The sequence below is a fragment of the Brevibacillus sp. NRRL NRS-603 genome (assembly GCF_003013445.1).
GTDB classification, from domain to species: Bacteria; Bacillota; Bacilli; order Brevibacillales; family Brevibacillaceae; genus Brevibacillus; species Brevibacillus formosus.
Genome location: NZ_PXZN01000008.1, coordinates 15,676 through 31,181 on the forward strand (window position 1 = coordinate 15,676; position 15,506 = coordinate 31,181).

At 47.5% G+C, this 15,506-nt stretch carries 16 protein-coding genes and 1 other annotated feature; of the genes, 8 read left to right on the plus strand and 8 right to left on the minus strand.

Features of this window, described 5'->3' with window-relative positions; all coding sequences use genetic code 11:
• Positions 1-119: 119 nt before the first annotated feature.
• The 4 genes from C7R94_RS03420 (at position 120) to C7R94_RS03435 (ending at position 5,013) form a co-directional block, all read left to right on the plus strand.
• Positions 120-389 carry a spore germination protein gene (locus C7R94_RS03420; protein ID WP_106778471.1) on the plus strand — a complete coding sequence of 90 codons (270 nt, stop codon included), beginning with the start codon at positions 120-122 and terminating at the stop codon, positions 387-389.
• A 125-nt stretch (positions 390-514) separates the two neighbouring features.
• Positions 515-1,660 carry an alpha-hydroxy-acid oxidizing protein gene (locus C7R94_RS03425; protein ID WP_106778685.1) on the plus strand — a complete coding sequence of 382 codons (1,146 nt, stop codon included), beginning with the start codon at positions 515-517 and terminating at the stop codon, positions 1,658-1,660.
• Positions 1,661-1,868: 208 nt separating this feature from the next.
• The gene (locus C7R94_RS03430) at positions 1,869-3,995 is read left to right on the plus strand and encodes a bifunctional diguanylate cyclase/phosphodiesterase (RefSeq protein ID WP_106778472.1); all 2,127 of its coding nucleotides are present in this window, start codon (positions 1,869-1,871) and stop codon (positions 3,993-3,995) included.
• 112 nt (positions 3,996-4,107) lie between these two features.
• Positions 4,108-5,013, plus strand: a complete 906-nt coding sequence (locus tag C7R94_RS03435; protein WP_106778473.1) for a DMT family transporter — start codon at positions 4,108-4,110, stop codon at positions 5,011-5,013.
• Between the two features lie 60 nt (positions 5,014-5,073).
• Here C7R94_RS03435 and nadD read toward each other — a convergent pair whose 3' ends face one another.
• From nadD to C7R94_RS03455, 4 genes are all read right to left on the minus strand, one after another.
• On the minus strand, positions 5,074-5,712 hold the full coding sequence (gene nadD, locus C7R94_RS03440) for a nicotinate (nicotinamide) nucleotide adenylyltransferase (protein WP_106778474.1): 639 nt from the start codon (positions 5,710-5,712) through the stop codon (positions 5,074-5,076).
• Positions 5,713-5,741: 29 nt separating this feature from the next.
• The gene (locus tag C7R94_RS03445; RefSeq protein WP_047070394.1) at positions 5,742-6,287 is read right to left on the minus strand and encodes a cysteine hydrolase family protein; all 546 of its coding nucleotides are present in this window, start codon (positions 6,285-6,287) and stop codon (positions 5,742-5,744) included.
• 28 nt (positions 6,288-6,315) lie between these two features.
• Positions 6,316-7,104 (minus strand): NUDIX hydrolase, encoded by a 789-nt coding sequence (locus tag C7R94_RS03450; RefSeq protein WP_233220468.1) that lies wholly within the window; start codon positions 7,102-7,104, stop codon positions 6,316-6,318.
• 153 nt (positions 7,105-7,257) lie between these two features.
• Positions 7,258-7,944 (minus strand): YceI family protein, encoded by a 687-nt coding sequence (locus C7R94_RS03455; protein ID WP_106778476.1) that lies wholly within the window; start codon positions 7,942-7,944, stop codon positions 7,258-7,260.
• A 280-nt stretch (positions 7,945-8,224) separates the two neighbouring features.
• On the opposite strand from C7R94_RS03455, the gene C7R94_RS03460 reads away from it, so the two are divergent.
• The 4 genes from C7R94_RS03460 to C7R94_RS03475 all read left to right on the plus strand — a co-directional run bounded on the left by C7R94_RS03460 (position 8,225) and on the right by C7R94_RS03475 (position 12,462).
• Positions 8,225-8,908: a response regulator transcription factor gene (locus C7R94_RS03460; protein ID WP_106778686.1), complete on the plus strand. Its 684-nt coding sequence runs from the start codon at positions 8,225-8,227 to the stop codon at positions 8,906-8,908.
• Positions 8,905-10,401 (plus strand): sensor histidine kinase, encoded by a 1,497-nt coding sequence (locus tag C7R94_RS03465; protein ID WP_106778477.1) that lies wholly within the window; start codon positions 8,905-8,907, stop codon positions 10,399-10,401. The genes C7R94_RS03460 and C7R94_RS03465 overlap by 4 nt, the downstream gene beginning before the upstream one ends.
• Before the next feature lie 49 nt (positions 10,402-10,450).
• Positions 10,451-10,692 (plus strand) — a binding site (T-box leader).
• Positions 10,693-10,786: 94 nt separating this feature from the next.
• The gene (locus C7R94_RS03470) at positions 10,787-11,287 is read left to right on the plus strand and encodes an Lrp/AsnC family transcriptional regulator (RefSeq protein WP_007722565.1); all 501 of its coding nucleotides are present in this window, start codon (positions 10,787-10,789) and stop codon (positions 11,285-11,287) included.
• Entirely contained in the window at positions 11,284-12,462 is a 1,179-nt protein-coding gene (locus C7R94_RS03475; protein WP_047070398.1) for an aminotransferase, read from the plus strand. Before C7R94_RS03470 ends, C7R94_RS03475 begins: the two co-directional genes overlap by 4 nt.
• A 364-nt stretch (positions 12,463-12,826) precedes the next feature.
• Here C7R94_RS03475 and C7R94_RS03480 read toward each other — a convergent pair whose 3' ends face one another.
• The 4 genes from C7R94_RS03480 to C7R94_RS03495 form a co-directional block, all read right to left on the minus strand.
• Positions 12,827-13,882 carry a TolC family protein gene (locus C7R94_RS03480; RefSeq protein WP_106778478.1) on the minus strand — a complete coding sequence of 352 codons (1,056 nt, stop codon included), beginning with the start codon at positions 13,880-13,882 and terminating at the stop codon, positions 12,827-12,829.
• A gap of 216 nt (positions 13,883-14,098) precedes the next feature.
• Positions 14,099-14,245, minus strand: a complete 147-nt coding sequence (locus C7R94_RS30175; protein ID WP_199197917.1) for a hypothetical protein — start codon at positions 14,243-14,245, stop codon at positions 14,099-14,101.
• Positions 14,238-14,429 carry a hypothetical protein gene (locus C7R94_RS03490; RefSeq protein WP_106778480.1) on the minus strand — a complete coding sequence of 64 codons (192 nt, stop codon included), beginning with the start codon at positions 14,427-14,429 and terminating at the stop codon, positions 14,238-14,240. Before C7R94_RS03490 ends, C7R94_RS30175 begins: the two co-directional genes overlap by 8 nt.
• Positions 14,430-14,569: 140 nt before the next feature.
• Entirely contained in the window at positions 14,570-15,442 is an 873-nt protein-coding gene (locus tag C7R94_RS03495; RefSeq protein WP_106778481.1) for a hypothetical protein, read from the minus strand.
• Between the last annotated feature and the right edge of the window lie 64 nt (positions 15,443-15,506).

Sequence of the window (15,506 nt, forward strand, 5' to 3'; positions counted from 1 at the left end):
GAGGAGATTTTTTTTACAAGACCGCATCGGACAAATGCCCTACACCATCGTCCAAGCGGGCGCAAAACGATTCGAATATGATGGGAATAAGCCATAAGCGCAACGGGGAGGGAGGAGTTTTGCCGACTTTTGTAGGCACGGTGACCATTACCAATAATGTCGGGAATATCAACTTTGGCGATACGGCAAACAACTCTCCGAAAAGCGTAACCAAATCGTTTTCCGGTTCGGGTGGAAACAATAGCGGCAACGTAGTGAAGGTCATCAATGAAAATAGTCAAACCAATACATGGGTGGGTTCAGGAGCCGCTGGAATGAAGACGATGAAGACAGGGAAGACAAAGAAACGGGGCCGTCGCGCAGCCCGAAAAGGCAAAAAGAAAAGGTAGCCTTGAAAAAGGCAGCGTGTGAAAGTGGACAAGCTCGATAATAGAATTGAGATTAAGACTATTGCGAATTTATGTGAATTGAGATAAAAAAGATGAAAGACGATCGCAGAAAGGGAGCAAACCAGATGACGAAAACAAATGAGGAATCACTCTTATTTACACGTGTGAACAAGGAGACGCAGGCACTGCCGATTTCCATTGAGGATTGGGAGAAAAAGGCGCGAGAGGTTTTGCCGGATGGGCCATTTGATTACGTTGCCGGGGGATCAGGGGCAGAGGAAACGCTGGTAGAAAACCGGACAGCTTTTTCCCGTTGGGCGATCATTCCGCGGATGATGCGGGATGTAACGAATCGCACGCTCGGTATTTCGATGTACAATCAAGCATTGCGCACACCGATCTTCTTGGCACCTGTAGGCATGCAGACGATATCACATCCCGATGGAGAGCTGGCGTCTGCCAAAGCGGCAGCAGCAGCTGGAGTGCCGTTCGTAGCCAGTACAGTTTCTGCTCACTCACTCGAGCAGATTGCAGAAGTGATGGGCGATGCCTATCGCTGGTTCCAGCTCTATTGGTCGAACGATCGAGAGGTTTCTGCGAGCATGGTCAGACGGGCGGAAAAGTCAGGCTATTCTGCCATTGTCCTCACGGTAGATACCGTCATGCTAGGGTGGAAGCGCAGAGACTTCCGCAACGGGTATTCGCCACTGCGTGAAGGAAGAGGACTGGCGAATTACTTGACAGACCCTGTTTTTTGCTCGCGGCTCCCAGAGGTAACGCCGGAGAATGCAGTGGAGGAAGTGTTGAAAAACATTTATCATCCAGCGCTCAATTGGAACGATATCGCCTTTTTGCGTGAGCATACCCGTCTGCCGATTTTGGTAAAAGGCATTTTGCATCCGGATGATGCGCGGCTTGCTTTAGACCATGGTGTCGATGGAATCATCGTCTCCAATCACGGTGGGCGGCAGATGGATGGTGCTATTTCTACGCTGGATGCGTTGCCAGCGATTGCCGAGGTAGTAGCTGGCAAAATACCTGTCTTGCTCGACAGTGGCGTTCGTACAGGAGCAGATGTCGTTAAAGCGATTGCTTTAGGGGCCAATGCCATCCTGATTGGTCGCCCATTCCTGTATGGACTGGCTGTTGCCGGGGAGCAAGGCGTAGCGAGTGTGTTAGATACACTCATCCATGAATTCGACGTCGCAATGGCGCTGTCTGGCAGCAATTCTGTCACAGACCTCAATCGCAGCATTCTTGCGCGATTGTAAGGGTAGCAGCCCGTTCATACCCATTGAAAAAAGTGAGCCAGTCTTCATGCACTGGTTCATTTTTTTCGCAAAAATGTTATTTCTACGACAGTTGTTCTCGTTGATCTTTCGGTAAAACATGGTAAAATGGAACGAACTTGTATTCAGAACGTTACGATCCTTCTGTAAGGATCATTTTTTTTGACTGTATCCAAAGCAGGTGATGGAAATGAAAAATCAAACGATGTCTTCACTGACACCCCAAGATTGGGCAGGGCTACTACGTGAAAAAGATGGTGAGCTGAACATGGTTGTGAATGAGCTGGCAGATGTCAAATACGCTTTGGACCAATCCACGATCTTGGCAATTACGGACCATAAGGGGATTATTTTGCGGGCAAATGAGCAATTTTGCCGCATATCGAAATACGAACGAAGCGAATTGATTGGAAAGGACCATCGTATTCTTAATTCGGGTTACCATCCGAAAGGCTTTTTTAAAGAAATGTGGTCCTGTATTCGATCTGGCCAGGTCTGGCGGGGGGAAATTCGCAATCGCGCTAAAGATGGCAGCTATTATTGGGTCGATACAACCATCGTGCCATTTAAAAATCAAGCGGGCGAAATCTATCAATACCTGTCCATTCGCAGTGATATCACAGCTCGCAAGCAGATGGAAGACGAGCTCAAGCGCAGTGAAGAAAAGTATCGCATCATCGCGGAAAACACGTCGGATATCATCAGCATCATCAACCTGGATGGGGATTTTCTCTATTTGTCCCCGTCTCACAAGCGTGTATGGGAGCATACCGTTCCTGATGAGGAAATCCATAACCTGTTCGAGTGGATTGTGGAGGATGACCGGGATATTTTTGCTTATGCGATTCAGCATGCCTTCTCTACGCGTAAAGAGTACATGGTAGAGTGCCGGATTAACACCCAAAGAAACGATGTGATCTGGACAGAAAGCAAAATCAATCCGATTATGGATGAAGAAGGAAATGTGACCAAGCTGCTCCTTGTTACCCGTGACGTCACAGACAGAAAACAGTCCGAAGAGACGATTCACCACTTGGCTTATCACGATGCGTTGACAGACCTGCCGAATCGACGGATGTATGTCCAACAGCTCAGCAAGGAAATGATGCAGGCCAAGCGATTCCAATCGAATCTGGCTGTGCTGTTTTTGGATTTGGATCGCTTCAAGGATGTGAACGATTCTTTCGGTCATGATGTGGGGGATATGTTGCTGGTTGAAGCAGCAAAGCGTCTACAGGCATGCCTCAAGCCAGGGGATGTTGTGGCCAGGTTGGGTGGAGACGAATTTACGATTATGCAAAACCAGCTGCAAGATCGCAGCGAAGCGACTGCTTTGGCAGAGCAGATCATGTATCAGCTACAGCGGCCGTTTGAATTGGATGGTCATGTGTTCAACGTGTCGTGCAGCATTGGCATCGCCTTGTACCCACAGGATGGGGACAATCCCGAAGATTTGTTGAAAAGAGCCGATACGGCCTTGTATACAGTGAAATCACGCGGGAAGAATGGCTATGACTTTTTCGATCCGACGATGGAGGCGAAGTCGCTGGAGCGAATCTTGATGGAAAACGAGATGCGGAAAGCCATTGAACAAGAGCAGTTCCAAATATACTATCAGCCCAAAATCGATATTGCGACAAGCGCAATGACAGGCATGGAGGCGCTCGTCAGATGGGTGCATCCAGAGCTGGGCATTATTCCGCCGAATCGCTTTATTCCAATCGCCGAAGAGACAGGGATGATCCTGGCACTTGGGGAATGGATTTTGAAACAGGCGTGCAAGCAAAATAAAATCTGGCACGATCAAGGATATACCCTGAAGGTCTCTGTGAATTTGTCAGCGAGACAGATCTATCAAAAAGATCTGGTCGAGATGATCAAGGATATTCTTCAGGAAACAAATCTGTCTCCTAATTGGCTAGAGCTCGAGATTACGGAGAGTATTTTTGTCAAAATGGAAGAGGCGACGGTAGTCCTGCAACAGATTCGGGATATCGGCATCCAAATTTCCATTGATGATTTTGGGACAGGCTATAGCTCGTTTAGTTATATTAAAAGCTTGCCAGTCGATACAATCAAAATTGACGCCTCATTTATTCGCGACATTCATCACAACCAAGAGAGTCAAGCGATTGTAAAAGCGATTGTCACGATCGCACAAAGTCTCAATATGAATGTCATCGCAGAGGGAATTGAGCTGCGCGATCAAGTAGCGGCTTTGAAGGAAAATGGCTGCGACCACGGTCAAGGCTATTTGTTCAGCAAACCGCTTCCGACACATGATTTCGATCAGTTATTGCGTCAAGAACAGCAATAATATGCCAGGAAGCAAAGCCGGGTGAGAGCATCCGGCTGTTTCTTTTGTGTGGTACTATAGGAGGCGGACAAAAACATAAGTGCAAGTGTGCAGCTAGAAAGGGAGGCCCCTCGTGGGAAAGTTTTCGGGTAAGACTGTAGTCGCTATTGCAAGTTTGGTGTTGATGTGGGGATTAAGCTGGTCGATCTACAAAATGTCACTCGCCTATACTCCACCGATTTTATTCGCTGGAATGCGTTCGCTGATTGGCGGACTTCTGCTTGCTTTATTTATTTTACCGAAATGGAAAAAGATCAACTGGCGTGAAAACTGGTTGCGCTATTGTATATCTGCTTTTCTGAATACATTGTGCTTTTACGGCATTCAGACGGTTGGACTTGTGTATTTGCCAGGTGGATTATTCTCTGTGTTGGTGTACTTCCAGCCAATCTTGATTGGACTCTTTGCCTGGTTGTGGCTGGCTGAGAGCATGACAGTGCTCAAAATCATTGGGCTGATCATGGGATTCCTCGGGATACTTGCGGTCAGTGCAGATGGTCTGACTGGACAGGTTTCCATCGTGGGCGTCATTTTAGGCTTGTTGACGGCTCTGTCGTGGGCGATGGGCGTGATCTATGTGAAAAAAGTCAGTGCCAAGGTAGATTCGCTGTGGATGGTTGCCATGCAATGCATCATCGGTGGCGCGGCCTTAACTCTTTTGGGGACAGGTGTAGAAAGCTGGTCCGATATCGTCTGGAATGTTCCGTATCTGATCGGTCTAGGCTATGGCGCAACATTTGGCGTGCCGATTGCCATTGCCATTTACTTTGGGCTCGTGAACGCAGGCGAAGCGAGCAAGGTGGCCGCCTTTACGTTTCTCGTGCCGCTCATCGCAGTAGTCACTGGCACTATTTTCATGGACGAGCCGGTTACGTATTCGCTCATCGCCGGCCTGGTATTGATCGTGTGCAGTATTTGCTTGGTGAACTATCAGAAAAAGATACGACAACCTGCAATTGCCAATCATCTCAATCGTTGATGGAAATGACAAACAAAACAGCCGACACTTTCACAGGTTCGGCTGTTTTTCTTATGGAGATTATACGTAAGGCTCTTTGTAGATTCCTTTTTCATAAATGTACTGAAGGCAAGCATCCGGCAACAGGAAGCTGGGATCGCCACCCTTGCGGATTTCGTCTCGGATGTAGGTAGAGCTGATTCCCATGTTGATGCCCTTGCTCATAATGAGAAAATGCTCGTCATGATTGCGCAGCAGCGCGTCTTCTGCAATCAGGTCAGCTGTCGGATAGCCTTCGCGCGACATCACGATGAAGTTGAACCCTGCGACCAGCTTTTCAGCGTTGCCCCAGTTCGACAGTCCCTCTAATAAATCCGATCCCATGATGAAAAAGAGCTCATCGGTCGGGTACTTCCTTTTCATGTGCATCATCGTATCGTACGTATAGGTTTCACCTGGCAAGGCATCCATCTCGACTGTAGAAATCTCGAAAAGAGGCTCGCCATATTTATTTGTTTTGTGTGTGCTGCCAGCCAAAGCCAGTTTGAGCATGTGCAAGCGATGGACGTCCTCTGTCTGCAATTTTTTGTCATGACGCTTCGAAGAGCATGGTACGAAAATGACTTTGTCCAGTCGTCTCCGGTGAGCGACAGTCGCTGCCGTGAACAAATGACTGTACGTGATGGGATCAAAGCTGCTGCCATAAATGCCGATTCGCATAAAAATTGCCTCCTATCGTCATGAGCCTGTTATTTTTTTCGAACAGTCATGCCAAGCTGGTTTTGAAAATGACCGAGAGCCCATTTGTGACCTTCGGGAAGAAAGCTCGCTACAGCATCCTCGTGGATGACGACAGAGAAGCCGTTATAGAAGCCTTCAATCGCTGTATGCAGCACACAAATGTCAGTGCAGACACCTACTAGATGAATCTCAGTAATACCTCTCGTGCGCAACAATAGGGCAAGGTCGGTGCCTTGGAAAGCGCTGTAGCGCGTCTTATCCATCCAGTGAATCGTATCTTCGAATTCCTCATAAATGTCCTGAATGCTGCCATACAAATTCCGGCCAGCCGTACCGATAATGTTGTGCGGAGGATAGAGCCCAGTCTCAGGGTGGTACGGGTCCTGCTCTCGATGAGCGTCGACTGCCATGACGACAAAGTCGCCTTCTGCGAGGAAGTCGCGGATCAGCTCTCCAATGCGTCCTTCAATAGCCTGACCAGGCTCTCCACAAGTCAATGCACCATCTGTCGCGACAAAATCATTCGTGTAGTCAATCACAATCAAAGCTTTCATGGCAAAAACCTCCTGAATGTGGACTTTTTCAGTAAATCATGGCAATTGGGGTAAAGCCTGTAAAGCGATAGAGCTTGGCTGGCGAATTCGAAAACTCGGTCGAGTAGACTGGCTGTCCGTCAGCCGAGAGAACTGGCTCGAGAAGTCCTTGCCGTCTGGTTGTCGCAAGCAGGCGCCGCTCAAAATTGCCGCGATCCTTTGCTGAAAAGGATGGAACGACGGTCTCGATCACTTGCAGCAGTTCACTCAAGGTAAACTCATCTGGCAAAAATGCTTTGGCGATAGTCGTTTGCAGCATCTGCTCACGAACGCGCTGTAAGGCGTCAGTCAAAATTTCACGATGATCAAAAGCAAGGTTGAGGGCAAAAGCTTCCTCGATCGGAAACAGCTGCGCGTCTGATGCATCGTCGTTTGCCTGTGCGTGCTTCAATAAATCTTCATGAACGAGGGAGACATAGGCAACACTCGGGATCCAACCACGAGGGTCTCTTCCCGGATAGTAGTACGTCTTCAACTGCTCGATGTGTACATCGCGGTCAATATTCGTCTCTTCTTTCAACTCACGATAGGCACATTCGTCCAGTGTCTCCGATTCATGGGAAAAACCGCCAGGCAAGGCCCATTGCTCTCCAAATGTATCGCTTTTTCGTTTGATCAGAAGAACGGCCAATTGCTTGAGTGGCAGCGATTTGGTTTTCGTTTGGCGCGGGATGGAAAGGATCGTAAAGAGGCAAATATCTGTAGGAAGTCCATCCGGCGAGCGGTACTTTTTCGTCCGAAAGTGGATGCGTTTGGCTCGAAGGCGAGACGTACTCACAAAGATCATCCTTTCCGTTTGCTCGAATCTGTTATCATGCTTTTATGTTATGATATCGTTTTAACAATGTCAATATTACAATGTAAAAAATATGAAAAAAGACGTCTGTAAATGTCAGACGTCTCTCGAAGCGGTTACCGCGAAAAGAAATGATTAAACAGCATCCAGTGCGAGTCGCAATGTAATGGTGATGTTTTCCTCCGTTTTGGCCACGATCGTATGAGGGCTATTCAAACCGAAGTCACCAAACGTTACGACAGACGTTCCTTCCAACTGTAGCTTGCCTTGGGAATAAATCGCGTCAGCATTAATTTTTACGTCTTTGGCAATTCCTCTTACAGTCAGGACGCCATTGATGGTGAACGATGCCTTTTGTCCTTCTGTCCATGTGGATGGCCAGTTCTCAAAGGATTTCGCTTCGAAGGTAGCAGCTGGATGGACGGCCGTATCGAAGTAATCAGGAGATTTGATATGGGTGTCGCGCTTTTCATTACCGGAGTTCAGCTTATTCAAGTCAGCGGAAGCTGTTGCTTTCATTTGGTCGGGTGCAGTGAGGTTCACATCCCAACTGCCAGTAATGCCATCCATCTCAAAGTTTACCGTTTCTTTCGACGTAGTGACGGAGAAATAGACTTTGGACTGGTCATTGATCGTCCATTTTTTATTCAGTTGATCTGCTGTCAAAGGCGTTGAGGAAGCGGTAGCTGAGGCTGTGGTTGCCGCAGCTGCAGGCTGGATCTCCACATGGTTTCCCACAAAATAGTCATAAAGCATGTAGCCTCCGATACCAACCACGAGCGTGGCAACTGAGGCAGTCAGGATAACCGAATTCTTTTTCATTATTGGATAACCTCCATGTTTTTGAAGTGTTCAGACTTGAGTCGTATGTATTTGGCCTTGCAGGGATCATTATGAGAGAGGAAGCTGAGCGGGTCTTGAAAGCTGGCTGAAAGTTTGTTGAATATGCATTGGGAAGAGAGTTATCAACGTATTTTGCGTATAATTTACATTTTTTGGGTAATTATTCTGTAAATAGCTTTCAGCTCGCACTCAGGGTCTATTCAGCTAATTTTCAGCTACGCTTGGACTGATCAGGTAAAATGGAGGTGAGGTGAAAGAAATGAGCCAAAACAAAGGCAATAAAATATTGCTTGTCGATGATGAGCCGACCATCCTGCAATTTTTGGAGATGGGTCTTGAGAATGAAGGCTTCCAAGTGTTGACGGCACAAGATGGGATGACCGCCGTGACCATGGTGAAGGAGCATCAGCCGCATGTCGTAATTCTCGATGTGATGATGCCTGGCATGGATGGCTTCGAGGTATGCCGGATGCTGAAAAAGATACAGAATGTAGCGACGATCATGCTGACAGCCCGCGAAGATGTCGAGGATCGGGTAAAAGGGCTGACGCTGGGTGCCGATGATTATATGATCAAGCCGTTTAGCTTTGAAGAGCTGCTTGCCCGTATCCATGCGCGCATTCGTAATCATTACCCACATCTGCTCTCCAAGGTGCACCTCGGCCCATTCCAAATCGATGACAGGCGAAAGGAAATTACCTACGAGGATACGCTTCTGGAGCTATCACCAACGGAATACTCTTTGCTGAAATACTTGGTGACGAATCACGGCTTGGTGCTGAGTAAACCAATGATTCTGGATAACGTGTGGGGCTATGATTTCGGTGGGGAGGAGAATATTGTCGAGGTGTACATCCGCTCCCTGCGTGATAAACTGAACGATCGTCAGCATCGGATTATTCGCACATTGCGCGGTGCGGGCTATCGGGTTGATTTTGTATGAAGATGAATCGAAACAATCAATGGGCCGCCTTTCTAGAACCGAACTCTTTGCGCTATCAGCTGTTGTCTCGTTCGTTATTTATCTTATCCGGGTTGCTACTTCTAATTGGCATGATTCAATACTTATTGATGGAGCAGTTCTTGTATCGAAGTAAAGCAGAAAGCTTGTTAAATCTGGCTGTCACAGTTCCTTATCAGGTCTTGGAGGATACGCAAACGCTCCCGAAAAACGATCAGTATGTCAGCGCGTTGCTTTCCTTGCGTACTCCCGATATCAAGTATGCCTTTATTGACAACGACGCCAACGTGACGGAGCTGTTTGCGAATCCGAGCGAAGGGTATTCCCCGCGCTTTCCTGAGAGTCTATACCGCGAGATCTTGGCTAGTGGCGTATGTTCTTTTAAATACAAAATTTTGGAAGGCAGTACGGGTACGGATTATTTGGTCGTACTGGCACCAATCCTTTCCCCTGATCAGCTGCAAGGAATTGTACAGCTGAGCACACCTGTCGGCTCGATGCGAGAAGTGCTGTTTCCACAGTTGATCATTTTCTTCTCAGCATCTGCACTCGCCTTGCTTATCGGTTTGTTAACGTATGTGCCTGTGCTCCGCCGTACGCTGAACCCACTTTCGCGTATTGAAGTTACAGTTGAGCGGATTAATGCGGGTAATTTGGATGAGCGTCTGCCGATGGATCAAGGCCAAATGGAGATAGATCAATTATCGGCGGTCTTCAACGGAATGCTGGAGCGGCTGGAAACCTCCTTTAAAACTGAGCAGGAAGCAGGGGAGCGGATGAGGCGCTTTGTAGCGGACGCTTCGCACGAATTGCGAACACCGCTGACATCCATCCATGGTTTTTTGGAGGTGCTGTTGCGCGGTGCGGCGGCAAATCCCGAACATTTGCAAAAAGCATTGAAAAGCATGCATGGCGAGACAGAGCGGCTGAACAAACTGGTCAATGATTTGCTGTACCTAGCTCGGATGGATCGGGAACCGGCTTTCCTTTTGCAAGAAGGGCAGTTAGACGCGGTCGTGCACAGTATGGAATCACAGCTCATGGTCCTGGCGGGTGACCGAAACGTTCATTTCCGTGTAGAACCGAATGTTACGGTTGCTTTCGACGGTGACGGAATGAAGCAAGTTATTCTCAATCTGTTTCAAAATGCGGTGCAGCATACTGACCCTGTGAACGGTGAAATCGAGCTTACATTGAGCAAGATTGCCAATGGGATCGAACTGGCGATCAGAGATAATGGGGCAGGAATCGCACCGGAGCATGTCCCGCATGTATTCGACCGTTTCTACCGGATTGAATCCTCACGCGCACGTAAAAGCGGAGGTGCTGGACTGGGGCTGTCAATCACCCAATCCATCGTAGAAAATCATCGGGGAAAAATTGACGTACAAAGCAGCTTGGGAACAGGGACGGTGTTTCGCGTCTGGTTGCCTACCGGTTTGAAAGAGGTCCAGAAGGCAGAAGTTGTTGGTTGACAATGAGAGAAAACGTCATATATAATCTGAGACATTCAATAAAACAACCAACACAGCCGTGAAAAGGAAAGTAAAAAAGGGATTTTGACGTCCAGAGAGTTGCCTGTTAGCTGAGAGGGCAGCCGCGAACTCTTTTTGAAAGCCACCTTGGAGCTCTGCTTTTGAAAATGCCAAGTAGAAAGCAGCGGATGGCCCACGTTATGGGGCGCATGTCTTTGTAGACAGCACGAGTTTGCCTTTTGTGAGAGAGGCAAAAAAGCTGAGTGGTACCGCGATACCTTCGCCTCAGCAACCGGATTCATGGAAATCATGAGTCTGGTTGCTGGGGCTTTTTGCTTTATGAGGTTGTGTTAAAAAAATAAAGAGAAAACTGGAGTGGTGGGGCATGGATCGCTTGAAGCAAAGAGAGCTGTTGCACCTGTTGGAAGAAGACAGTCGCATGAGCGCTGAGCAAATCGGAAAAATGATCGGAGAGCCGACCGAGGTCGTTGAGCAGACGATTGCAGCATTGGAAGCCGAGAAGGTCATTGTCAAATATCCAGCGCTGGTGAACTGGGAGCGTGTGGACGATCATCCGTACGTAAACGCCATGATTGATGTGAAAGTGACGCCAAAGCGCGACGTCGGCTTTGATGAAGTGGCGGAGCGAATCTGCCGTTTCCCAGAAGTGAAGGCTGTTTACTTGATGTCTGGTGCAAGCTATGACTTGTCGATTATTTTGGAAGGCAAAACGATGAAAGAGGTAGCCACTTTTGTTTCACAAAAGCTGTCCACTCTCGATTCGGTTGTCTCGACAGCTACACATTTTATTTTGAAACGATACAAGCACGATGGCATTGAGCTGGAAGATCGTGACGAAGATCACAGGATGGTGGTTACGCCGTGAGTACACAAGTCAAAGTCAAAAACCGTTTATCCAATACAGTTCAATCGTTGAAGCCATCAGGCATTCGCCGCTTTTTCGATTTGGCAGCCTCGATGGAAGGAGTCATTTCTTTAGGTGTAGGGGAGCCTGATTTCGTCACTCCTTGGCGCATGAGAGAAGCTTCGATTTCTTCCCTGGAGCGCGGACATACAGCATATACATCCAATGCAGGTATGCTGCCATTGCGCGTGGAAATTCAGAAATACTTGGAAGAACGTTTTTCTGTCAGCTATCATCCAGAGACAGAAATTCTCGTGACAGTTGGTGCCAGCGAAGCGATTGATATCGCACTGCGTGCCATCCTTGATCCAGGTGATGAGGTATTGGTTGTGGAGCCTTGCTATGTCTCCTATGAACCAGTTATTCGCTTGGCTGGAGGTGTGCCAGTTTTCCTGAAAACGACGATGGAAAACCAGTTCAAGCTGACACCGCAAGAGCTGGAGACGCACATCACCTCGCGTACAAAGGCAATCATTTTCTGCTATCCAAATAACCCGACCGGGGGGACTATGACGGCTGAAGAGTGGAAAACACTTTTGCCGATTATTGAAAAGCACGACCTTATGGTGATCTCCGATGAGATTTATGCGGAGCTTACCTACGGCCGCATGCACGATAGTATCGCGGCTCTGCCAGGGATGAAAGATCGGACAATCCTGATCTCCGGTTTTTCCAAAGCATTCGCGATGACCGGCTGGCGTCTGGGATATGTCTGCGCGTCGCCTGATTTGCTCGCAGGCATGCTGAAAATCCATCAGTACACGATGCTGTGTGCTCCGACAATGGCTCAGATGGCTGCATTGGAAGCCCTGCGTCATGGGCGTTCTGATATGGAACGAATGATCGAGAGCTACCGTCAGCGCCGCAATTATGTGGTAGATGGATTCCGCCAAATCGGATTGACTTGCCATGAACCGGATGGAGCATTCTACGCATTCCCGTCAGTGGCGTCTACAGGTCTCAGCTCTTCTGAGTTTGCGGAGAAGCTGCTGATGGAGGAAAAGGTAGCTGTTGTACCTGGAGATGTATTCGGCGAAAGCGGACAGGGACATATCCGTTGTTCTTATGCAACATCGATGGACCAGTTGAAGAAGGCGCTGGAACGTATGGAGCGCTTGATGGGACGACTGTCCTAACATTTTCCGGGAAATAAAGGGGGGCGGCTTTCAAGCTGCTCCTTTTTTGCCCCACAAGGGGGATTCACTGGCCGCCTCGGAAAAAATGTCGGGAGCGCTTCAAACGTAGAAGTCTCGGTGAAGTATTCCATAGGTGAAGCTGAAATTCCCCGCCATTTTTTCCGAAGCTGGGATGGGCTCCAGAGGCGCTTGACTGGAAATACGCTTCTTCTTACGCGGCTGTGGTAAGGGAACAGCTTGCAAGCTAATGCAAGTTGATGTCGGGAGTTTTCGAGAGGCTGTTAAATGAGTAAAGGCTTCACCCTGTGGGATGAAGCCTTCTTTATTTTAAATAAATAAATGAGATCTTTCGTAACACGAAATATTAATAGCCAGTCGACTGATTCAAGGTGGTAGCAGCGAGATTATATTGATAAACCGATTCGATTGCTTTTGTTTCGGCGTCAAACAGGTTTGCTTCGTCTTCCATCAGTTCTTTCATCGATGCTTTTCCTAATCTATATTGATCGATTGTTGCCTGATAGCGCTCCAATGCGGTTTCTTTCTTTGTTGTACTTTCCTCTACTGCCTTTTTGGCTGCCAGTACCTTCGTATAGTTGTCACTTACTTCTTGGCCGATTTTCTTTTGGGTTTTTTGTTTTTGCAGTTCCGCTTTTTTGTGCTCATTTTTGGCGATTGTACCTTTATGTGTGCTGAGTGCGGAATACTCTGCCGTGTAATCAATTCTTACTTGGGCAAAGTCTATTTCTGCTTGTGCTTTGATCATCTCAGGACGTTTTTCAAAAGCTTTTGCTTGCAATTGCTCCAGGGAAAGCAGCTCGTGCTGGGTCAGATCAGTAGCGATCATTCTCCATTGTCTGTCTGCTTTTTCATTCAATAAATCGTTGAGCTTGGCCAATGCTTGTTTGTAGCTGGCTTCCAGGGCAGCAAGATTTTTGTGAGCTTCTGTTTCTTGTGAGTCCAACCAGTACTGTCTTTGCAAGCTTTTCTTTTGCGCTTTGATTTTGGCGTCTAATGATTGGGCTTCGAAGAAAGCTTTTTGCACTTGCAATTGAATGGTGTTTTTTTGCGTATTCAGGGCGACTTCATCGACAACCACTTCTTTGATGGCTTTGGCAGCGTCTTCGAATTTCTTTTTTGCATCAGCCAGAGTCATGATGTCGGCTTTTTTGATTTCTTCTTTTTCCCTTAACGTGATAGATGTTTCGTACTTCGTAATATCTAATTCAAGCCGAAGTAGCTCCAGGTCAACGCTGTTCTTTAGTGCCTGTTCAACTGCGAAATTAAGCGATAAAGGGGAAACATCCGTCTGTTCAGCTGTGGCCGCGAGTGGAGCGGCCTGAGCCAAATGGGCGCCACCTGTGAGGAGAGAAGTGACTAATGTTGTGCTGTAAATGTGTTTGAAGAGCCTGGATTTCATGGGGCAACCTCCTGATTATATATACAAGAATTTGATAACGATTCTCATTATCAAATTAACCAAAAGTATATATTTCCAAAAGAATTTCGTCAATAAAAAAATGTTTTTCACCATGTTCTTGGTCAGAAATCCAAAGAAAGCCCCTTCAGGAAAAAGGCAAAGTGAGCATCTGCCTGTTTCCCCAAAGGGGATTTGTTTTACGTAATGGGAAAAGAACTATTCTTCGTCTCGGTTTTCTTTGTTTTCCGCAGCCGCCTTGGCAGTTTGGTTCAAAGTTCCTTCTTTTGGTGTAAGCGAATAGCCATGCATATTGCTTCCGTTATAGCCCATATCCGGCTTTTCCCTTGAGATGTGATCAGTCATTTGCTTCCCCCTTATTTTGTCCAGTGGGTTTAGAGTCTTGCTGCACATACGGATTGTCGATGTCATTTGGTTCCTTGTCCAGATTGGTACGGATTGCGAGTATTGGACTAGTGGGAGGTTGAGCGATCAGTCTGTCATCCAGTTGTTTGAAATCAGGCAGGTCGTTTTCGCGATTGTCATCCATGTTCGTCTCCTCCTTTACGGGTTAGTATGTCCACCATCTGCCTGTCAATTTCCGTAACTGGAAAAGGAAACTGTACACGAAAAAACAGCCCCAGTCCCTGGGAAATTCGGGCGGAGGCTGTGACGATCATCTTTGTGCAGTTAACTCGTTTTCTTGGCCAGGATCTTCATAAAAGAGGCAAGATTCGTTTGCAGCAATGGTGTGAAGGCAGAAAAAGAAGCATTTTCAGCGAGCGTGTTCATTTGACGAACAAATTCAGTGGCGTCCTTTGTATTTACATTCTCAAAGCGGTTGGCGATTTTCGTATTTTTTAAATCGGAGAGAAGCGTAGCCTGTTCGTTTCGGTATTGTGCGATCCAGTCTGGACGATGTTGCAGCTTTTTGACGAATTGAATCAGCATGCTTACTTTCTCTGTTTGATTGGTTGTGGCCGCTTGCATTTTTTTATAGGCTTCTGGGTCATACCGCTCCATCAGCTTGGATGGATTGATATAGTCGTTCGGCGCCCCATGTGGCTTTTGCGGAAGCTCTACATAGCTGACACTGCCAGTTGCAGGGTCAACCTTTCGGGTTTTGGCAACGCCCGCGAGCAAATGGAGGGTATCCAAAAATTCAGCAGCATTTTTTTCATCAGCCATGTACTGGTCTGCTAAATATTTGCCTTGGGTTAAACCGACTTCTACCAAAGCATCTCTTTCTTCATCGGTGTAGGTGGATTGGGAATTGAAAAAATTTCGCTCCAGAATGTGGTCAAAGGCTTTGCGAGCCTCGGGTGGTTTATCTGCGAAAATTTTATCCAACCGCTCATTAATCTCTGTGCTAAAGAATAATTGAACGCTGTGATGTTCGATAGCATCAGCAGGTAGCTCGCGGGCCTTGTGAGAACGAAGGTCTACGGTATCGTGCTCGGGCAATCGGGGCAATCCTAGGCGAGCTTCTGTCACCATTTTGGGTGCATGTTGGTTAGTTGATAGCTGGGGGGTTAGATAGCGGGTATTCGATTGGATGTGCATGTTCTACTCTCCTCACATGGATTCATGTTCAGTCGTGATGGTAGGAGATCTGGTTACCTTTTAT